Here is a 21,994-nt window from a genome sequence, read left to right on the forward strand (position 1 = left end):
ACATCTCCACCCACGCGAAAAATTTGAATTCATGAATACGGGGCCGCCTCACCTTCCTGGCAGCCCCTGAATAGCAATAGCAACGCGATAATCGGCCTGATTACTTCTGTTTGACTAATTCCGAGATTTCTTCAGCAACCTTATCTCCGCCAATGGATTTCCACGTTGAGACGAATTTATCGAACTCATCCAGTGGCGAAGCGCCCGTAATGATTCTCAAGAAGGTTTCGTTCTCAAGCTTATCCAGGTTTGCGCCTCTCTTGAGCATCGTTTCGGTATTGCCGTAGAAAACAGGATCAATGCGTTTCAATTCCTTGGCGCCGGTTACGGCGGCAGCGGTATAGAACGCCAGCGAATCCGCGTACGCCGCCATATCCTTCTTCGGATTATCCTGATTCTTCAGAAGCGACTCGACACGAGGCAGGATGCGGGCAGGCAGATCGTTCGTATTCTTGTCCTGAAGGACTTTGTCGTAGATCGGAATGTCTCTGGCAAGCGAATCTTGGAAATCAAGCTGCAGGTTGAGCGGGTAATTGAGCCAACCTACGCCTTGCCCTTTATAAAGCTCCTGGGTCGCGGGATCAATCAAGCGAATGCCCTCATATTCCACATTCAGCATCTTAAGGACAGCCTCTGGATTCTTCGCGTTTTTATTGACGACAAGGAACGAACCGGAAGGAACGGAAGGTACGATGTTCCGCTGGCTTGCATCATCGAGCGGAACCGCTAACGGTACCCAGTCGGCATTCGCATTGGCTTTAACCGCATCGGACATGGCCCAGCCGGCGAACCAAGGCGCAAATAAAATGCCCGCGCGCCCGCTCGATACCAACCCCGCGTTATCCTCCCATTTCCGCGTCAGGAATTCCTTGTCGATTAGACCGCTGGCATACATCTCGCGCAATACGCCAAGAGCTTCCTTGGTCTCCGGCGTAGTAGAGCCGTAGAAGACATTGCCCTCATCATCTTTAAACCAGCTCTTCGGATAGGAATGATAGGCGTTAAATATGGGATCAAAGGTGAAGAATCCTCCGTCTCCGACAATCCCCGGATCTCCCAGAAGACCGGCAGTGTCTTTCACGCCGTTGCCGTCGGGATCCTGCTCGACGAAAGCTTTGACGATGCCTTTAACATCATCAACGGTCTTGGGAAGCTCAAGCTTAAGTTTGTCCAGCCAATCCTTGCGAATCCAGAGCAGCTGAAAATTCCCGTCGATATTCGTGTTCGGAAGCGCATACAGTTTGCCGTCGATTTTGCCGGTGTTCAGCACGCGGTCTCCGGTATAAGAATTGTAGTACTCTTTGATCAACGGGGAAGCGTAGGTATCATAGACGTCTGTAAGATCCGCCAGCATATTAGCCTTAGCCAGCTGGTGGAACTGCTGCTCGTCGACGATCATCACGTCGGGTATGCTGTTGCTGGCAATAGCTAACGTGACCTTCTGATTGTAAGCCTTCAGATCCTCAACCGAGAATTCGTACTGGACGTCAACGTTGAGACGTTCCTCCACGTATTTAAGATACTCGTTGTCCTCCAGCGTGTCTCCGGCAGGCAAGTTGTTGCCGGACACCCCTTGCCGTCCCAGCGTAATCTTGACGGTGTCCTGATACTTGGTGAACGGTCCGTCCGTAACGGACGCGTTGCCGGATTCGGCGGACGGCTGCGAATTATCCGGTTCCGTCCCAGAATTTGACGATGGACCGTTATTCCCGCCGCTGCAAGCGCTCATGCCGAGGAGTGCCGTCATGCTAAGCAAGATGAGCCATTTTTTTCTGTTCATGCCCCAACCTCCAATGATTTAACTTGTAACGTGTCCATCATACCAGCCTTATGCAAACGCCTTCTATCTCACATATTTATGATTTGAGCCACTTTTTTACGGAGTTCTTTCTCTGTATTTCGCCGGGGTTACGCCGTAATGCTGACGAAAGGACTGGATAAAATAGTTCGAATTGCGATAACCAAGTTTTTGGCAAATGTCTACAATTTTCATATTCGTATCTCTGAGCAGCATCACGGCCTTGTCCATGCGTACTTGCGTAATATACCGAATCAAACTTTGACCTGTCTCCTTCTTGAAAAGGTAGCTTAAATAACTGGGCGTAAGATAGACCTGTTCGGCAATTCCTTCAAGGGAGAGATCCTGATCGTACTGTCCCTCGATCATCTGCTTGATCTGCTCAATGATCTTATTGGCGGATTCCTCCTTGTGTTTGGTGCCCGAGCTGGAATCGACAAGGTCGAAGACGCCAAACATCAGCTCCTTCAGCTCATGCAAGGAGGACGTTCGGGAGATCTTGTCCAAGTAATCATTAATGACTGCCAGACTTTTCTTACGCTCTTTAACCAGCACCCTGTTCATAATCTCCGAGCTTAAAAACTTCGTGTACAGCGAGGAGAAATGACCGGTAGTTTTTAAATAGGAAAACAGCAGCTCGACCCCGTACTTGGCGCCCCGCAAGTCGCTGAAATTTAAGCACTGGTAGATTTTATCCGAAATCGATTGTAATTCGGCCTCGTCAAAAGAGGATTCGGAGAAATGCTCTTCGGCAAACAAGATCGCTTGTTCATGCATGAAAAACTTGAACTCCAGCAGACGCTCAATCCCGCAGTAAGCAGGATGAACGCTCTCCCATCCCTCGGCAGGGGCGCCTACTATAATGCCCACTTGCTGCCGGAAACGCTCCAAGGTGCTGGAGGAGACGGTTTCGGCTAAGAACCGGAGGGTTTCCCTTGACAACGGAACGGGATTGCGGACGAACAGAAGGCTTTGATTTTCATTCACGTTCAAATAGTCGAAAGGGAGACTGAGGCGTTCATGGAGCATTGAGATAAAATCGTCATTATACATATCGAAAAACAGCCGCGGGCTCTCCACGAGCAAGAGATGGATGAACTCCGGTTCCGCGTCGTCTATTGCAGGAGCTGGGAGAGGCTTGCTCGGTCTGGTTCCGTTTATGGCATCCAGAAGCATTTTTTCTCTCTCGTAAGCCATGCCCAGGCGGTAGCCTTCCAGCAGCTCAAGCTCCCGCTTGCTTTCGGCCTCCTTCTCCAGGCAAGCGTCGGTCGCCCGCTGAATTGCCGCCAGAAATTCAGGCACCTGAATCGGCTTTAACAAGTAATTCGAAACATTGGCGCGCATAGCTCTTCTTGCGTATTCAAATTCATTGAAAGCGCTATAAATAATAAGCTCGATATCCGGGTGCTCCTCCCGAATTTTCTCGGACAATTCGAGACCGTCCATAAATGGCATTTTGATATCCGTAATGACAATATCAATCGGCTCGCTTTGCACAATGCGAAGAGCAGCCTCGCCGTTCTCCGCCACGAGGGGATCCAGCTCCAGCTTTAATTTTCGAATCAAATTGCGGATGCCTTCTCGTTCTATTCTCTCGTCGTCAACAATCAGAATGCGATGCATACGAGACTCCTTCCTGCACGGACAAGCACAAAAAGGGCTTCTCGCCAAGCGAGATACCGCCCTTCTTGTGCTTGCTGAATTATATACTTCTAAAAGCTACCGTACCCGCGTTTACAGAATGATTAGCGCGCACGGCTTCGTCTACCGCATCGAACGGCTTACCCCATTGAAGCGTATAGCGGAACTCGTAGAACCCGCCCAGCGTCGCCTTGAAATTCGTCTCCCAATAATTGGTCAGAACCCATGCGTACAAGGATTTGCGATCCCGAGGCTCCTGGCCTTGAACTCTTCTCTCGCCGAATTCCAACGGCCCTGTCTGCATGAGCGGAGTGTCCGGCGTGGCCAGCGCAAGGCCGCCAGACGGCGCGGCAAGCGCCAGTCCTTCCTGAATGCAGTAGAAATCCGTCAACGTACCCGGAATTTGATCGATTCCCGGCCGGATGGCTGCCCCTGCCTTATCGAACCACAGCTCCCCGTTGTCCTCCCGCAGGAAAGGCAAGGAAATGTACACGTTCTCGGGCTCCCAGACGCTCATCTTGTGCATTCGGACGGACACGTCAACTCTTGGCTGGCCTTTATAAACCTTCAGGAAGAGCGAGTAATGACTCATTCCCTCCACTTGGTAAGTAAGCTCCACGATGGCATACAAAGCTCCGTTTGTTACTTCTTTAACTCCGGTAAGCTGGCCATAGAAGCGCTGGACGTTCATCCCTTTGCGGTTTCGGCCCATAATTCTTCTGACGGTCATCTGGTCGCCGTGTTCGCCCTTGGTCACTTCATAGACGGGCGTAAAGGCGCCGCAGGCCTGATCGGCATCAATTAATTCCTTGCCCGTACGTTTGTCTAGCCACGATACAATTCCCTCTCCGCGCTGCCAGGAAATTCGTACCTCGGCGGATTCGATGCCATTTTCCGTTATGGAGATGAGGTCAGGCGCTTGAGCTTGCGGGATAAGATCAGGAATGTCATGGATGCGGTCGGCGCCTACTAGGCGCGTGCTGCTCGTGGTGCGTCCAGCGGCAGGAGCAGTGGCGCTGCGGATAACGTATCGCTTCTCTTCCCGCGCGCCTAGCTTGGCCATAACGGCAATTTGATAGCCTCTGCTTACTTTTTCCTGCTGGTGGGGCACAATCTCCCCGCTCTGTTCCTCGATGACTTCCATGCCGTTCCGGAAATAATCGGCCTCCCACTGCTCTTCCAGGTAGAAGAAGGCGAGATCCTCAACGGGGTAGTCAAACGAATTGATCACTTTATAAGTAAATTCCCGGTTCGGCCTTAGCAGCACGTCCCCTCGGTCCTGCAGCACTCGGTCCAGCGACCGGTATACCAGCCGGCTTGCATTCGCGGCATAGGCTTCTTTGCGGACGCCCAATTCCTGCACCATCTGATGCCACGGCTCGGAGATCGAGGAATGATACCCCCAGGTATGCTCGGCGTACATCATTAATTGCTGCTCGGCTTCTTTCATCTCATGAGCTTGAACGCTTTTGCCTTCCGGATCAAGCCGCTTAACGACGGACATCATTCGCTGGGCGTTGCGGAAGATTTGCGTATGCATCGCCGTTGAAGCCACGCCGTCGGACCACCAGTCCGGCCAATCTCCCTTGTAAACCGGGATCTCAACATCCTGCTGCTTAACAAGATCGAAATAGCGGTTCAGCGTAGTCATCTCAATCTCGACGCGATCCCCATGCTTCGCGTTCCACTCGTGAATGAAGCTCATAATGCGGCCGTTCGGAGCCGCGTTGTCCCGCAGAAGCCCCATGACGTTTACCAATATAAAATCGTACGGATATTCTTCCTTCTCCAATTGCTCGAGATAACGCGTTATTCTCGTCTCGGCGAGCCTCCAATGATCCTCGGCTATGCCCCAAACCGGCGTCTCGTCCCGTACGGAGTAGGATAACGTTCCGTCGGGATTAATCCCCAGATCATTGCCCATCATATAATGCTCGCCGCTCCAAACGAGAATTCGCTTGCCGCTTGGCGCCTCCCAATAAAACGGGTATTGCTTGCGGCCAATGGCGAACATGCCATGATGGGTATGGATGCAGCTCAGCAGATGCTCAATGCCGGCATCAACCAAGGCCTCCGCATATCCCCAGCTGTAGCCGTTGATGTCCGCGGTCATTGCCGATCTAACGTTAAGGCCATATGGCGCGGCGAACTTTCCGGCTCTTGCGAGCATCTCGGTAAGCAGCTCGTATTGGATAAGCTCCGTCATGTTCAAATAAGTGCCCGACAGCTCGATGTCTCCTCTGGTCAAGGCATTGACAAATCGACTCTTCTCTTCATCCGTTGCATTCTCGAGAAACTTCTCGACCGCCCAGAATGTTTCGCACGTCCACTTGAAGCCTTTCCATTCCGGATGTTGTTCCGTATGCGATGCCTCGCAGATCGCTACGGCCTGCCTGATAAAATCCACATGATACTGCTCGATTTTTTCCTGTCTTTCCGTATAACCGATATCCGTATGAGAGTGATGAATCACGTACATTTTCCACTTTTTCTTTGCGGTTTGCATTTGCTGCCTCTCCCCTAATCAAGTGTTCTTCTCCCTGCTTGCGATCAGTATAGCGCCAGGCAAAATAAAGCGATAGACTACATTTTTGCGATTCATATCAGTTTTTTTCGTTCTCGTCCGGCAGCCCCAATAATCCGTATACGCCAAGAAGCGTACTGGACAACGTATCGCGGCTGACGCGAACTTCAGCCTGCAAGTGGGACTTAGCCGCAGCCTCCCGGAAAGCAGGCACGAACAGATGCGCGCTCTTGGAGATCTGCCCGCCAAGCACGATGCGATCGGGATTAAAACGGAGCAGCGAAGGGATTAAGATATCCGCCATACGCAGCCCGAATTGCTCAAACAGCAGCAACGCCTCTTTATCGCCAGCATCCGCCAAGTATGCCAAGCCTTTAACGTCCAGATGCCCGGCATCCAGATTCAGCTGGCCGGCCAGCTGCAGCACGCCTCTGCGGGAGACATAGTCGTCTGCAATGCCCTCCCGATAAGGAACGGTATATAACCAGCCTTCGGCCGGCACATCATGGCGGTGTTTCACCAATCGTCCGCGCTCTAGAAAGCAAGATCCCAGTCCCGTGCCGATCGTCAAGCAGACGGCTCGATCGGCCCCTTCCGCCGCTCCGCCCGGGCTTGTCTCGCCAAGACCAAACAAAGCCGCGTCATTCTCGAAAGCGATCCGAAAATGTTGCGAGAGTCTTCCGTTCGTCCGCTCATCCGCGCGCAACGCTTCCTCGAGCAGCTGTCCGACAGGCAATCCGTACAAGGAGTCAAATTTGCCTAACCCTTGAATGAGGCTGACTCCTTCTTCATAATCAAACGGTCCGGGAAAAGCAATGCCTAATCCTTCTACCACCGCATCCGGCCCAGCTTTGCGGAGAATGTCCGCGAAGACGTCCGCAAAGCGGGCTATCATTGGCCCGGCTGCAAGATCGGCCTGCGACTCATAGTGACCGGCGGTTTCTTCCGCAATGGTTCCATTTCTTAAGGCGGCCGCTTTAATCTGCGTCCCGCCCACATCAAATGCAACGATCAAAGATAATGTCATTTGCGCCGCGCCTCCTATGCTCGGACATACGCCTTTATCGTAGCTAACGTCTTGCCCACGCTCGGTCCGCTAGGCCGAATCGTGTAGGAAGCGATGGATGCCGGTACAATAAACGTTTCCGCATAATGAACGACGAAAGGCTCGAAGGATCCGTCCGGACTTTCGATCGTCGCTTCTTCTCCTTCAATTAAATTGAGCATATGGACGCTTCCGTTCTGCGTATGCAAGACGGGTTCGGAGAACCGGTGCCGCCTCGTCTCGATAAACTCAAGCTCATGAAGCCCCGTACGCTCTTCCTGCCAGCCCTTCCCTTCCCCAATAGACTCTATGTTATTGACGCATTCCGACTCTATCCAAGGCGTTGTTCGATCCCAGCGAATAACCTGCTCGCCATGTTCCAAATGAACCGGGCGAGGCTTGCCGTCCAGCCCAAGCCGATCCCAGTCCCATAGTTTAAAGGTAAAAATGTAAGGCGTGGCGCTGATCTCCAGTACCATGCAGCCTGCGGCCGAGCAATGCACCGTGCCTGCGGGAATGAGAAAATGGTCGTGCTTCGCTGCCGGGAACGAATTGACGTACTTCTCCGCAGGGAACGTGTACCCTCCCGCTTGCGCTTTGCGCAGATCCTCGAGCATCTCCTTGGAAGAGATGCCCTCCTGCAGCCCGAGATAAACTTGCGCTCCCGGGGAGGCGTCCAGAATGTAATAGCTTTCGTCTTGGGTGTAGGTCATTCCAAAATGCTCGCGGATATATTCCGTTGTCGGATGAACCTGCAGGCTTAAAGGCTGTCCGCCTATGGTATCGAGGAAGTCGAAACGGATCGGAAATTCAGCCCCGAATCGCGCGTATACCTTCTCGCCAAGCAATCTAATAGATTGGAAGATTACCAGATTAATCGCCGGCAACTCTACTAAAGTGCTGCCATATTGAAAATACAGGCTGTTCTCCTCCGGTACGCCGTCAAACCCCCAGGCATAGGGATGCTCGCGTTTGGGCAAATCGATATGCTTCTCCAGCCATGTTCCTCCCCATACGCCGGGATCGAAATAAGGAACCAGCCGGAACGGACGGCTTGCCGCTTGGGCCAGCCCTTCAAACAGCGCCTGACGGGTAACCATCTTGGGAGAATCCTGCGCGTTCGTATCCAGATAGTAGTCGATTTCGCCGAGCCGCTTCTTCTTTAACCGGTCCGCCATGCGCCACTCGAAGAAGAACCCCCGCTTATATAAGCGCAGAATATCGTCCTCCTGACGACCAGCGCGCCAATTGCCGAGTTCTCTCGCCCGGTAACGCTGCTGAATCTCCCAACGGGCTAGATCCGCATAGATAAACAGGTCTCCCCTGGCGATTAGCGAAGCCCCGAAGCCAATGACAAGAACGATGCCTTCCTCCAACCCATCAATGCGGCTGCGAAGAGAAGAGATCCGTTCCGAATCATAAAATTCTTCGATCCGAAAAGGCGCCGTATAACCGAATACGCGGTCATCCGTAAGATAACGCTCTACTATATTGTCGACCGCATCAGGGGTCAACGCCGCCTCTTCTGCTTTAACAACGGTTAAGGAATGATTAGCTCGACGGAAGCCTGCGATGACTTCCTCCTGTCGAACGCCTGGGTAACATTCCAGAACAACTACGGTTTTTCTTTTCCCAAGGCGCTCGATCGCGGCAGAAAGCTCGCCGCCAATCGCTTCATACCCGTGCCAAGCCTCGTCTTCCCATCCTCGAATCGCGATAAAGGGCTCTTTATCATAGCTTGATAACATATAGATGATGCAGCTCCTTTGTGTTGGTTTATTATAATATAACATAAACTAACACAAACTAACACAACCTTTCAAAGATTATCGTGAACAAATATTCACATAGACAACCGCTCTAGATAATGTGAAGCTCCACCCCGCTCTCCTCAATGAGTTTTCTATTTTCTTGCGTCAAGCCCCCGTCCGTCACGAAGACATGGATGTCCGTCAGAGCGGCAACAGGCGAGAAAAACCGTTTGCCGACTTTGGAGGAATCAAGCAGCATCACGACTTTTTCGGCAGAGCGTATCATTATTTTTTTTACCTGCGTATCCATGAGATTCGGATCCGTAAAACCCGCTTCCGGTGTATAACCAAGTGCGGACAAGAACAAGGTGTCGGCGTGAAAGCGCGAGAAGAATTCCTCCGCCACGGGTCCGACGAACGTGCCGGATATGTCCCTGAACATGCCTCCGCAGCTAATCATCATGCGCTTATCGCTTGCATATGGACGAAAACGGCTAATGGTATCGATCCCGTTGGTCAAGATCGTCAACTCCTCCAGATGGGTCAACTGCTCTGCCATTCTCGATACCGTAGTACCGTTCTCAAGCACGATGGTATCTCCGCTCCGAACAAACATCCGTGCGGCATAGGCGGCCAGCCGGTCCTTGATATCTTGGTTGACGGCCTGCTTGTCTGCCATCTCCGGCTCGTCCTGGCCCGTTTCCTGCTTTTGTGTTTCGTAGACCGCTCCCCCATGGGAACGACGTATACGGTTTTCTTGCTCCAAAGCATTCAAATCGCGGCGAATCGTCATCTCCGAGACACCAAAGCGGTCACTCATCTCCTTTAATGTAGCAGCGCCCTTGTCGGCCAGATAGGCAAGTAACGCTTGTTTTCTTTGTAATGGCAGCATAACGACACCTCGTCTAGTTTTTTCTTATTCTAACACAAATGAACACAAACTGTATGGGTGTTGTTAGCAGAATAGTTGACGAGGGCGCATTGAGATTGTACGCAGGCGCTGCCGCAAAACAGAATAAAATTGGGGCTAAGGTTTCCCCTAGCCCCAATAATGACGTTATTCATCTACTCCACTACTATCTCCGATAGGCCAACGTTGGCTCCCGTACCGCCTTTCACTTCGAATCTTACCCAAGTAACCGTTTTGGCTGGAAAATCCACTTCTTTAGCGGATCCGTCCGTCGGAATGCCGTCGACCTCAACTTCACTGCCGTCACTAAACAGCAGTGTGCCGGCGTTCGCATTATCCTGCAGATTCGTACGGTCATACAACGTCATTTTGCTAATCGTCATGTTTTCACTCCAAGTTAACTGAATCCAAGGATTTAATTCCCCCGCGGAAGCCCACTCCCCGGTTCCTTGAACAGCAATAATACCGTCGGCGGCTTTTGCCGCGCCGTAATCCGGATTATATTCGGAAGAAGCGGTCACGACAGCAGTCTTTGCCGGATCCGCCGTTTCAAACGCTTCTATTTCCGACAAACCGACGTGTGAGCCGGTGCCTCCCGTAACTTCGAAGCTCATCCAAGTGAATGCTTTTTCAGGAAAAGTAATCACTTTACCCGAGCCGTCAGCCGGAATGTCCGATACCTCCAGCGAGGAGCCGTCGCTGAATCGCAGTAGGCCCTTATTCGCATTATCCGCTAGGTTCATGCGGTCATAGAGAATAACCTGCCGGACCTTCTTTGCTTCGTTCCATTCTAATTTCACCCATGGGTTCAACTCTGCGTTGGATGCCCACTCTCCAGAACCATGAATGCCGGATACGCCGTCGTTGACCTTTGCTGCCCCGTAATCCGCATGGTACGCCGACGATGCGGTAACGGATGCCAGGCGGGCAATGTTGCCGTCCGGAACTACCCATTCCGGAGTCGTGACTTTCAAAGTATTAGAGGACAGGGATAAATTCCCCTTATCGTCGTAGGCTTTGACGGTATACTCATAGGAATGCTCGCTGCTCGCGTCGGTATCCAGATAGCTACTGAACATAGGCCCCAAATCCTTAATTTCCGAACCGTTACGGTAAACTTTATACCCCTTAACGCGAACATTATCCTTGGAGCGTACCCAGGCTAACGTCACTCTGGTACCAAATAACGCTTCTCCTTGAAGCGCGCCCGGTTGGGTCGGCGGCTGTTGATCGCCAATCTTTCCTGCGGCCGCTTGAGCTGCATTTGAGAAAGCTCCCTTCTCTCCGGGGTTCACGGCGCGAATCTTATAGAAATATTTCCCTTTAGTTACTTGAGCATCAAAAAAATGCGTATCGCTTACCGAACCGATGTAGTTGCCTTTTCCGGGTATAAAGGATGGTTCCTTACCGCGAAATACCTCATAGTAAGACAAATTCAAATCCGGAACGGAATTCCAAATGATCTGAGTGCCATATGCATCGGTGACCGCTTTGACACCCGTTATCTTGCGGGGCTGCTCTCCTCGCTTGATCCGAATCGTCTTCCATCCGTGCCCTTGGATCGTAAAGGAAATGGTCGAATCTTTGATAGGAATCGCTTCCTTGTCATTTTCCACAAGATCGGTCTCAGTGGCCGACACCGGCTCTAATAAGCTCAAGTCCACTTTTACCTTGGTATTCTCGCCTAACGTTTCATTAAATCGCAGGATAATGCCTTCCCCGTTCGACTCGGCGAGCTTTGCCGTCGTCAACACGACATTATCTTTGTCAATGTTGATAAAGCCTGCTTTTTTGCCGCTTAATGCCCTTTTGCGTTGAGCCTGCTGAATAACCGTCGAACGAAGGGGACTGGACGCCTCCATGCCGAATTTATCGGCCCTGCCGGATTTCCAATCGCCGCCTCCGTGAGAGGTCAGCGAATATTTGAACGTGACCGGGCCAGGCTGCGTTTTTTGGAAATTCGTATGCCATTTATTATTGAACACAAAGCTGTAGATCCAAGGTTTTTCCGTATTGTAATCCCAATCGCCGATCGCTGAACGGCGTTCGCCGTATTCTACGATGGGGTTCGACACAGGAGATAGCGTAATGCCGTAGCCCTGACCATCTGAAGCGTCAATCCATCGGTTAACCGTGTAATAAGCCGTGCTCGAGGAATAGAACTGTTCATTGTCCGGATTATTGATATCCTTATCCACATGAGGCCGCACGTGCCCTGTCGGCATCTCGTGCCGCAAAGTAAAATCCGGTACCTGAAGAGGGAAGGTGAAGAAGCCTTCTTCATCCTTCTGCGCAAGAGACGGAGCATCGCTCTTCACAACCTGGTTAACAATATCGATGCGAGGGAGGCCTTCGTACAGGATGACGCTGCGCTTCATTCCGTCGACTCCCTTAGTCCCTCCGTCAGCCGTTACCATTCCCATGACAGGACCGGCTGTTCCAGCCATTTGCGCTTCTTCGACCGTATCCTCGCTGAATGCTTCCGGCCCCATTTTCCGGGTTGTATAATAAACGAATTCGTTCAACCGGTGCTTTGATGCGGAATCTACCATCTCGCGTTTTCCGTTCTTTTTGTCAACAATGCTGATAATAGCGCCTGTCTTGTCAAAAACCACCTTGTAATATTCATTCTCCAAGGTATCCTTTGTTGCTTTCAGCTTCGAGGAATATTCACGGTCTTGCTTCGTTTCACGCACGCCAAAAACCTTATAGCCTAAGCCCGGAACATCGGAAGCCGCAAATAATACCGTCCCGTCTTCAAGGATCTGGTGCTTAACCGGTTTACCGGTGTCGGTATCGACGATTTCAAAGTGAACGGGCAGCTTTTCTCTATTCACTCGGACGATGTCGGTGCGTTTCCAAGAGAGCGTGTTATAGACGGCAATGCTTTTACCGTCTGTAGGAATCTGCGAGCTGAGGGAATCCATCGAATCGGATAGAATCCGATCAGCCGTCATATTGCTGGCGATAGCGGTATTTCTTTTCCATTTCCATAGATCGTCTGCCTGCGGAGAGGCATTTCCCCACGTATGCTCGTCGTAGAGGATCATGTTATTGTACGCGCCGAGCAGATCCTCATAGGGGTATGTCGTGCCTGGAGCCGTAACGTTTGCCATAGTGGCAAGAAATTCCGCAGCCGGCAGCTTGTCGTGATTTTCCTTATTAATAGCCGTCTCATTTGAAGTAGAGGATACGCCATAATTCCACCAACTCTCGATATTGCCTTTGTAGGTCGGAATCTGATCGCCATAGGTGCTGTCGACGTAAGAGAAGAAATCCTCCACTGTCGAGGAGATAAATTTAGGAAAAGCATATTCCCGGCCCTTGCTGTCCTTGCGGGCATTGAGTTTGCGAATGTTTTCCTTCACGGTCGTTGTTATGCCGTTGTTATCATACGGCGTTGTGAAATCGGCGATTGCGGCGTCATAAGGATAGGTGCTTGCAGGGTACTCGAGCAGCTTGTCCGTTACAGTCTGGATGACCTCGTTGCTGTCAGGATTTTTGAAATCCATCTCATCCGTGCTGTAATGTCCATAGTTATAGGCCAGAAGCTTATTTTCCGCGTTCTGTCCCTGATAGTAGAACAGTTTGGGGTACGGGTGCAGAGGGTCCGGATTCTGCCTCATCATGGCGTATTTCACGCCAGCTTCCACCATGACATCGACGGCGGACCAGGAAAAGCCGGGTTCGTCGGACATATACATAACTTTGTTTGACGGTATACCGAGTTTGTCATTCAAATATCGCTGCGAAAAGTAGGGGATTCGCGCCAGTTCTTCCGTTCCCATATTGGCATAAACCTCATTGACATAGCTTGCCGGGTATGTGATAGTCCCCTCGCGCAGATGTTCTTTGAGCTGCTCGATCCATTCGGCGTCCCGATGGTTCCAAGCCGATTCGTAGAGCATGTATGAAGCCTCTACCGGGTACTTGAACTGATCCCGTTTCTTCCAGTCCCGAGTCGCTTCAATGGCTGAGAATGCATCATCGAGATATCCCGGGAACGTCTTTTCGTTCAATGTTTCCTGGTAATCGGTGTAGCCGATGTCCGTGTGCATGTCATGGGCGACGTACACCTTCCAATGAGGGATTTTCTTCTGTTCCCTCGTTTCGGAGACAAGCGGGGCTCCGTTACATGCGGGATTGTCATAAATTTCGAAGGTTACAGAGTCTCCGTCTTGATGTAATTCCAGCACGTCCACGGTTTTGCTGTTGCTGCCGTTTTCAAGCTTGCCAAGGGATTGTACGTAGGCATCTTCCCCCGCGACCTTGATTTTTGCCCAGGCATCGAAGGAAGCTCCTGGGTTTTGAATCGTCAATTCCGTCTCCGACTTTAACTTCCCTTGATCATCCTTAACCATCCATGGTGTTTGAGCCACTTCATTGATTACGGGCAAAGAAGGAGCAGCAGTAGCAGACAACGGAGCTGTATTACCGGTTCCCAACAACAAAGTAAGCGCTGTCAATATGACGATGCGGCGTTTCATAAAAAACCTCCAATTCGGGATTATGAATACAGCCTTATCGTATATCGTGAAATCGTCACCACACTATCTCAGATTCTTACGATGCATATCGATTTCTTTTGAACTTGTGGCCTCGTTTCAGCTTCGCGCACGACCTTTATGTTATATATTACCAAGCCATTACGACTTTTCGAGAATATCCTAGTATTATATTATATATTAATAGATATTTTATAAATAAAATTATAAATGGAGTTGAATTACCATTGAATAACCAGCAACAAACAGAGAAAGACCGCGTCGCCATTTTTCATCGGAGCTCGGATATCGAGTGGCTCTACCAGACCCATATTCCAGGTGAACGAACAACGATTCGCGTATCGGGAGAGGATACGAATGGCGCGTATGCGATTGTGGATGCCATTATCTATGCTACGGATGGCGACGTAAACGGACCTCCTATTCATATCCACCAGCGCACGGACGAAATTTTCCGCATCCTTGAAGGCACCGCGCATATTTATTTGGAGGGGGAAGAGTTTGATGCCGTAGCAGGCGATGTCGTTGTCATTCCGAAAGGCAAAGCGCATACTTTCGCCAATTTCAGCGATACTCCGCTGCATATGCAGGCGACCTTCATCCCTGCTGGAGAAGAACAATCGTTTAAAGAAGTTATCGGCAAAACGCCTGAAGAAATCATCGAGCTGTCCAAAACCAAATATCATGTCATCATATCCGGTCCGCCGCTTCAAAAGAAATAAAACATCAGAAATTCTCTAAATAAAAAAGAGCACTGTGTCAACACAGTGCTCTTAAAAAATTGATAAAGTTTTAAATTGTATAACTATCTTGAATGAGAGCCTTCACAACACGTTTTACGATATCTTTTGCCGCTTCCTCGATCAAATTGCTATTGATAGCAGCCTCGATTGGCAAGAAGGCTTGGCCAATCATTTCTTTCGCAATGGCTAGGTCGCTCTCGTTCGCAGAACCGGCCGGTACCAAAGCAAGAAGTCCCGCATCGTTTAGCAATGCGGCATAAGCCGCCAGTTGCCGCACAGACTCTCCTGCACTATTATCGATTAGCATCGTATGGTAGCCTCTCGCAACCAACCGTCTCTCGACTGCCTTCGCAATAGCCGTATTGTCCGCAACGGAGCCACTAAGCCAAATCGTTAACGGCTGTTGTCCTTTTTGCTGGGCACGAACATCTCTGGTGATTTCCGTGTCCATCCGGCCGGAATTGTCAGAGCTTTGTAGAGCTTCGTCAATAACGCCGCAAGCGGAAGTCATATTCGTTACGCGATCAATGAGAATAAACCCGCCGATGCTTTTGTTTTTTTCAAACGAGTCAAAAACAATTCCATCCGACAATGAGATTTCGCATACTGCCAACTCATTCTTAACCAATTGATCTGCGGTAACCGTATTGCCCGTATTAATATCGATTTTGTGCTTAATGGCCGTTACCGTGCCAGGAAGAACCTTTGTGCCTACCTTCACCAGAACATCTTTGCCCGGTGTCAATACCGAATCATCCATCCACAGAATCGTGGAGCTAAAGCTGTCCGCCTCTTGAAGCTGATTGTCCTTCGTAAATACGCAGCCGCGGGACACGTCGACTTCCCGGTCCAATTGAATGGTAACCGGCTGCCCGGCATGAGCCGAATTCCGGTCTTGGTCGGTTACCAAGATCCGTTTCACCTTCGCCTTCTCATGGCTAGGCAACGTGATCAGTTCATCGCCAACCGCGATGCTGCCGGCTTCAATTTGGCCTTGGAATCCGCGGAAGGTGTGGTCTGGTCGGCATACACGCTGGATAGGCATCATAAATGGCTTCGCGTCGTCGCTTGCATGAACTTCAACGCTCTCCAAATACGGCAGCAAAGCAAGCCCTTGGTACCAAGGCGTATTAGGCGATTTGGTCGTAATGTTATCCCCTTCCGTTGCGGAAACAGGGATCACTTGAATGCTCTCAAACTGGAATTCCGTCGTGATGCGGGAGAATTCTTCTTTGATGGCATCAAATTTATCCGTATCGAAATCGACCAAATCCATTTTATTTACCGCCAAAACCAGATGCTTAATCCCCATGAGGGCACAAATCCGCGTATGGCGTTTCGTTTGCGTAATAATTCCTTTAGTTGCGTCCACCAGAATAACGGCAAGATCGGCGAAGGATGCGCCTACGGCCATGTTGCGCGTATATTCTTCATGCCCCGGCGTATCCGCTACAATGAACGAACGGTGATCCGTCGTGAAATACCGATAAGCCACATCAATCGTGATCCCCTGCTCGCGTTCCGCAAGAAGCCCGTCAAGAAGCAAGGAGTAGTCAATTTTGCCGCCGCGGCTGCCCAGCCGGCTGTCTAGCTCGAGCGCTCTCTCCTGGTCGGCGAACAAGAGCTTAGCCTCGTAAAGCATATGTCCAATCAAGGTGGATTTACCGTCATCCACGCTTCCGCAAGTTATAAATTTAAGCAGACTCTTCATCTTAGAAATAGCCCTCCCGTTTACGTCTTTCCATGCTTCCCGCTTCTTCCTGGTCGATCACCCTTGTTGTCCGTTCGGAGGATACCGCACCAAGCGTTTCTTCAATGATTGCATCCAGCGTGTCCGCCTCTGACGGGGCACCTCCAGTAAGGGGATAGCAGCCCAATGTGCGGAACCGCATCTTAGCCGTTTCAATCTTCTCGCCCGGCTGGAGCTTCATCCGCTCATCATCCACCATAATCATCTGCCCGTCACGGTTAACGACAGGCCGTTCTTTCGCAAAGTAGAGGGGCACAATATCAATGTTCTCTCTGCGAATGTATTGCCAGATATCTTTCTCCGTCCAGTTGGAAATCGGGAATACGCGGATGCTTTCTCCCTTGTTGATTCTGGTATTGAAAAGCTTCCACATTTCCGGCCGCTGATTTTTCGGATCCCAGGCATGATTCTTATTACGGAACGAGAAAATCCGCTCCTTCGCGCGCGACTTTTCCTCATCGCGTCTTCCGCCGCCAAAAGCAGCCGTAAACCCGTATTTGTCCAACCCTTGCTTCAGGGCTTGGGTTTTCATAATATCCGTATACGCCGAACCATGATCAAACGGGTTGATCCCTTGCTCAATCCCTTCCTGATTGGAGTGGACAAGCATCTTGATTCCGAATTCTTTCGCCTTGCGGTCGCGGAATTCAATCATCTCTTTAAACTTCCACGTTGTATCGATATGCAGGAATGGAAACGGCGGCTTCTCCGGATAAAAAGCTTTCAGCGCCAAATGCAGCATCACGGAGCTATCCTTGCCGATCGAGTACAACATTACGGGATTTTCACATTCCGCCGCTACTTCTCGAATAATATAAATCGCTTCAGCCTCGAGTTGATCCAGATGTGTCGTTGCATCTATGGAATCAAGCGTCAATTTTTCCATGAAAAAGTGCCTCCCTTTAATCCTTACTAAATCTATAGACTATATACTGTATCGTATCAGATTTTCACTTTTATGCAAAGTGGAATAAAGTATTTTCTTTAATTTTTTTGAGCTGCTTGTTTTCACGCAAAGAGAGGACGCAATCGAGCATAATAAAGATTGTATAATTCCATTTTAGGAAAAAGCGAGTGATGACATGGATGTCAAATCCCGGACACATAGCTGCGGCTGATGCCCAGCTCCTTGGCAATCTCCCGGCTTAGTTCAAAAAAAAGCTAAGGCAGCCGTTCAATGTAAATGACTGCTACTTCCTTTAATTAGCGCTGCTGCCCCATTAAGCATAACTGCCCGTAAACGTAAAAAAGCTGCCGATCATGCTCCGGCAGCTCAATTAGTTAGCTATTTAACTTCTCCGCAGTGGATGATATCAAGGCGAAAAATATTTCCATTTCCCTTCGGAAACAACCTCGACTGCTCCGTCGATTACTTTGATGGCGGTTTGATCATCAATCGCATATGTCGGCCCTTGCATCCCAGCGGCCCATCTTTCTGCAGCAGCCATGGTGTTTCCAGGAAGCATCTCGTGGTCCAGATGCGGAAATATTGCAAAATCAACCAGATTAAGCGTTTCATCACCGCCAGTGGTTGGAGTCCAGCCAACGAAGTATTCCCCAATGTTAGGTGCCATGACCATACTCCCGGCGCTCATTCCCACATAAACTGCCTGCAGCGAGGGCAAGAGGTCTGCTAATCCGGATTGGCGCATCCAGTGGTATAAGTAGAGCGCGTCCCCACCGGCCACCAGCAGGACGTCCGTCTCCCGGACCAACGGCACCCAGCGTTCTTTGCTGATGCTTGGCAGCGCTGTGAGCTCTAGCACCCCGACGGACTTCCAGCCCAGTTCGACCATGGGATTCTCGGAATTCCCGCTGATGAACTGCCAGGCATTGACGCCCGGGCCGACCCAGGGGTGTCCGTACATCGCGGTGGGGATGCACAGAGCGTTGGAGTCCGCGATCGGCTTGTCCAGCATGTCTACTAGCACGTCGTGTATGCTTTTGTTAATAATGCCTCCAGATGTGAGCAATAATTTCATAACTTAACTCCTTCCTTGTCATTGTGTGCGTTTTGTCGTTTAGAATAGGGCTGGAACGATAGACAAACCTTTGTCCGTTAGTAACGGTAATCAATCTTTACGATTGGTAAACGCAGGGCTCAGATCACCATTGGGTCGGAGCCCTGTTATTTCATTATTGCACGCATCCACTCGCGGCGCATCCATTAAATTAGCGGGTAAGCAGGAACGTATCGCGGATTCGTATAGTAAGGTGGCCTGATTGTAATGATAGGCATTGGCCATGAGTAGTTTAAGTATTCCATCGTAACTTTTTCGTTTGAATGATTAATAAGTAACGTCCGTGCTTGGGGGTTGAATATAAACATGGTCATAGTCGATCCCTCCTGATCTAAACAGATTGATACATACTATTGCATTTTCGCTACCATGATTCATCGGAATGAAAAATATCAAGTAGGGCATAGGTTTTCCCACCATAGCATAAGCTTTGTTGAATTATATATCTGAGGAGGAATTCATTCTCAATGAACAATAATAATAGGGAGAAAGACTTTCACGAGCTGCAAAAATGGTTTGCGCAGAATGTTAGAAATGATCCATACCCTCTTTATCCGACTTACGGGAAAATAACGAGATATGAAGAGATCCCGGTATCATTTCCAGAGCAACAACAGCTTCGTCACCCAGGAATAGAACGACTTATGGTTCCCTCTCCCATCATTGAAAATCCGAATTACAAAGGCTGTGAAAAGTTAAAAGGGAAGGTGGCATTAATTACTGGAGGAGATAGCGGCATGGGAGCTGCTATAGCCATTATTTTTGCCAAAGAAGGTGCGGACGTAGCGATTTCATATTTGGATGAGCATGAGGATGCAAACCGTACGAAGACAAGAGTCGAAGAATTAGGACAGCGTTGTCTTCTTCTTCCGGGCGACTTGCGCAATAAGCAGCAATGCATTGATATCGTGGAAAAAACAATAGCTTATTTCGGAAAGTTAGACACTCTTGTGAATCATGTAGGCGTCCAATTTCAGCAAAATTCGCTGTGCGATATAACAGACGAACAATTTAACGAAATTTTTACGGTTAATGTATATTCTCATTTCTATACGACAAGAGCAGCACTTCCTCACTTGAAACCAGGTAGTACGATTATTAATACAACTTCAATTGTTGCATACATCGGTCAGAAGCTATTGCTGGACTATACGGCAAGTAAATCGGCTATTGTAGGCTTCACCAGAGCACTTGCAAGCAGTGTAGTAAATCAAGGGATCCGAGTTAACGCAGTGGCGCCTGGACGAATTTGGACGCCTTTAATCCCGGCAAGCATGACAAGCGATGAAGTCGCCCTGTGGGGTTCGAACAACCCCATGAAGAGATCTGGTCAGCCTTTTGAGTTAGCGCCAACATGGGTATACTTAGCATCGGATGATTCCAGCTTTGTTACCGGTCAGGTACTCCATGTAGACGGCGGAGAGTGTACGAGTTCGTGAGTGCTGACATAACGTTCGTTCTTCCGACAACTGAAACTTGCCCATATAAAAATTGTTTAGTTTGAAAATAGATGCTCATCGTTAATTGTTTGATGCAGAGAAGGAGAAGCTAGATGCTGACTCATCGCCGGCTGAGTCATAATCCGGGTTTTCGCAGCCTCGGTAAACGAATTGTGCTAATAGACGGTTATAAAACTTCTGTACCACTCAAAATCCAAAATGACTGCTCCTTCCTTGATTGCCATCATACAGAGTACATCTCGTTGATACACCACATTTAATCGGAATGTGTGGTACCCCTCCGTGCGTTACGTCAGGATCAATCTACCTCATCAGTAGCGCATGCCAAATCATCTGCAATATCTTCTGAATGCCTCACAATGTTTATAACCAAAAAAGACGCCAACGTAGTGTTCATTGTTTTGGATTTTATAAAAAACACTATTTATACAATAAATAATTTTATCTAATGGATAGAAAACACCCTTCAAACAATTCATTAGTTGAACGGCACCTTTATGCGCCGCCAGAGCTAATTTCTTCTGGACCAGCTGCTATCCTAATATACCTCCGCAATGGATTGTAGACGTTTGCTTGCTTTCTCCGAACCGCCATGCCATCATCAAGAAAGAAGTATTGGCAAACGTAAGGTGAAAAGGCAGGGAGTCTCACATGATTCATTTCAATTCGGATACTTATCAAGTCGCATATGCGGGAGAACGCGTGCAGCTCTTGCCCAAGGAGTTCGCGCTTTTCCGCTTTCTTTACGAGCATGCCGGTCGCTCGTTCACCCGGGAGGCTTTGCTTGATGCCGTATGGTCTATGGAAGCCCCGACCGACAGGACCGTGGATGACCACATCTACCGCATTCGCAGAAAGTTGGCCGGCTGGAACCATCTGCTCGGAGTGGAGACCGTCCGAGGCCAGGGCTACAAGCTCGTGCGTCGCGCCCCCGAAGCGAAAGACAATCCACTAAGCTTTGACGAACAGTTCGCGGTAGACGTGAAACGTTTGTTCTCTAAGTATCACAGCCTTGGCATGGGAGCGGCCATGCAGCTGCTAGCGGAGAACCGCGAAGTACTAAGCTTGCCTGGTGACCCTTATAATGACGCTTATCTGCGTTTTATTCGCGGCGATTTCAAGTGGCTCCTTACAACGGACTGCGTTTCTCTCTGGCAGAAGCTGACGTATGCCGTATACATCCACTCCATCATTCAACCGGAGCCCGCAGCTTCGCTCCCTTACTTCGTGAAGCTTCTTGCCAAAGCCGAGACACTGGAATGGCGGTATGACTTGCAGTTAAGTCTCGCTCTCCTCTATACGGAAGCCGGCAAGCCGGATGATGCGCGCAACGTTATCGAAGCGATCAGGCAGGAGATTGAAGGGCTTGACTCCCCTAGCTTCACAGCACTCTTTCTGCTGAAGGAAACGTATCTTGCGATATCGACGGGGAAACTCGAGACTGCGGACGCCAAGCTACGCGAATACGACGAGCTCCTGGTACGTCATCCGATCAAGCGCGAGCGGGGAGCCTATCTTGTGGCCACGGCACTGCTCCTATACCGGCAAGGCGACATTCCCTCCGCGAGAATTGCGCTGGATGAAGGGATGGATACGCTCCGCCATACGGAGTTCCTCCCCCATCTGCTATTTAGCTTAAATACCATGCTGCGATTTCTATCCATCCACGAGTGCGACGAAACTTATCGGCTAGCCTATCAACGACAGCGGGACCAGCTCGCTGTCCGTTACGGCTTTGAAGGGCTGCTGCCACTGACGGAGCAGTTGCTTAGAATTCATCTCTGATCATTCTCTGACAATCCCCTGCTACGATTGGAATCATATCGATTTCATTCAGGGGGTTCGC

Annotated in this window: 13 protein-coding genes and 1 pseudogene; 3 read left to right on the plus strand and 11 right to left on the minus strand. The window is 49.9% G+C overall.

Going from position 1 to position 21,994, the window contains the following annotated elements:
• Window positions 1-100: 100 nt before the first annotated feature.
• From M3194_RS04930 to M3194_RS04960, 7 genes are all read right to left on the minus strand, one after another.
• Window positions 101-1,780: an extracellular solute-binding protein gene (locus M3194_RS04930; protein ID WP_251651992.1), complete on the minus strand. Its 1,680-nt coding sequence runs from the start codon at window positions 1,778-1,780 to the stop codon at window positions 101-103.
• 96 nt (window positions 1,781-1,876) lie between these two features.
• A complete protein-coding gene (locus M3194_RS04935) occupies window positions 1,877-3,421 on the minus strand; it encodes a response regulator (protein WP_251651994.1) in 1,545 nt (514 codons plus the stop codon).
• 79 nt (window positions 3,422-3,500) lie between these two features.
• Window positions 3,501-5,945 carry a glycoside hydrolase family 38 N-terminal domain-containing protein gene (locus M3194_RS04940; protein ID WP_251651996.1) on the minus strand — a complete coding sequence of 815 codons (2,445 nt, stop codon included), beginning with the start codon at window positions 5,943-5,945 and terminating at the stop codon, window positions 3,501-3,503.
• A gap of 97 nt (window positions 5,946-6,042) precedes the next feature.
• Window positions 6,043-6,990 carry an ROK family protein gene (locus M3194_RS04945; RefSeq protein ID WP_251651998.1) on the minus strand — a complete coding sequence of 316 codons (948 nt, stop codon included), beginning with the start codon at window positions 6,988-6,990 and terminating at the stop codon, window positions 6,043-6,045.
• A gap of 14 nt (window positions 6,991-7,004) precedes the next feature.
• Window positions 7,005-8,756 (minus strand): class I mannose-6-phosphate isomerase, encoded by a 1,752-nt coding sequence (locus M3194_RS04950; protein ID WP_251652000.1) that lies wholly within the window; start codon window positions 8,754-8,756, stop codon window positions 7,005-7,007.
• A 112-nt stretch (window positions 8,757-8,868) separates the two neighbouring features.
• Window positions 8,869-9,651, minus strand: coding sequence for a DeoR/GlpR family DNA-binding transcription regulator (locus M3194_RS04955; protein ID WP_251652002.1), 783 nt, complete (start codon window positions 9,649-9,651; stop codon window positions 8,869-8,871).
• 173 nt (window positions 9,652-9,824) lie between these two features.
• Window positions 9,825-14,156, minus strand: a complete 4,332-nt coding sequence (locus M3194_RS04960) for a DUF7402 domain-containing protein (RefSeq protein ID WP_251652004.1) — start codon at window positions 14,154-14,156, stop codon at window positions 9,825-9,827.
• Between the two features lie 245 nt (window positions 14,157-14,401).
• Between M3194_RS04960 and M3194_RS04965 the strand changes: the two genes are divergently transcribed.
• The gene (locus M3194_RS04965; RefSeq protein ID WP_251652006.1) at window positions 14,402-14,896 is read left to right on the plus strand and encodes a cupin domain-containing protein; all 495 of its coding nucleotides are present in this window, start codon (window positions 14,402-14,404) and stop codon (window positions 14,894-14,896) included.
• 70 nt (window positions 14,897-14,966) lie between these two features.
• Here M3194_RS04965 and M3194_RS04970 read toward each other — a convergent pair whose 3' ends face one another.
• The 3 genes from M3194_RS04970 to M3194_RS04980 all read right to left on the minus strand — a co-directional run bounded on the left by M3194_RS04970 (window position 14,967) and on the right by M3194_RS04980 (window position 18,649).
• Window positions 14,967-16,628, minus strand: coding sequence for a GTP-binding protein (locus M3194_RS04970; RefSeq protein ID WP_285889082.1), 1,662 nt, complete (start codon window positions 16,626-16,628; stop codon window positions 14,967-14,969).
• A 1-nt stretch (window position 16,629) separates the two neighbouring features.
• On the minus strand, window positions 16,630-17,553 hold the full coding sequence (gene cysD / locus M3194_RS04975; RefSeq protein WP_251652008.1) for a sulfate adenylyltransferase subunit CysD: 924 nt from the start codon (window positions 17,551-17,553) through the stop codon (window positions 16,630-16,632).
• A gap of 427 nt (window positions 17,554-17,980) precedes the next feature.
• Window positions 17,981-18,649, minus strand: coding sequence for a Type 1 glutamine amidotransferase-like domain-containing protein (locus M3194_RS04980; RefSeq protein ID WP_251652010.1), 669 nt, complete (start codon window positions 18,647-18,649; stop codon window positions 17,981-17,983).
• A gap of 506 nt (window positions 18,650-19,155) precedes the next feature.
• Here M3194_RS04980 and M3194_RS04985 point away from each other — a divergent pair.
• On the plus strand, window positions 19,156-20,127 hold the full coding sequence (locus M3194_RS04985) for an SDR family oxidoreductase (protein ID WP_251652012.1): 972 nt from the start codon (window positions 19,156-19,158) through the stop codon (window positions 20,125-20,127).
• A gap of 104 nt (window positions 20,128-20,231) precedes the next feature.
• Here the strand turns inward: M3194_RS04985 and M3194_RS04990 are convergent.
• Window positions 20,232-20,348: pseudogene (locus M3194_RS04990) on the minus strand (LysR family transcriptional regulator); the annotation flags it as partial.
• Window positions 20,349-20,799: 451 nt separating this feature from the next.
• On the opposite strand from M3194_RS04990, the gene M3194_RS04995 reads away from it, so the two are divergent.
• Complete coding sequence (locus tag M3194_RS04995) at window positions 20,800-21,933, plus strand: winged helix-turn-helix domain-containing protein (RefSeq protein ID WP_251652014.1); 1,134 nt, start codon at window positions 20,800-20,802, stop codon at window positions 21,931-21,933.
• The last annotated feature ends 61 nt before the right edge of the window (window positions 21,934-21,994 follow it).

Source organism: Paenibacillus glycanilyticus, from assembly GCF_023715145.1.
GTDB classification, from domain to species: domain Bacteria; phylum Bacillota; class Bacilli; order Paenibacillales; family Paenibacillaceae; genus Pristimantibacillus; species Pristimantibacillus glycanilyticus_A.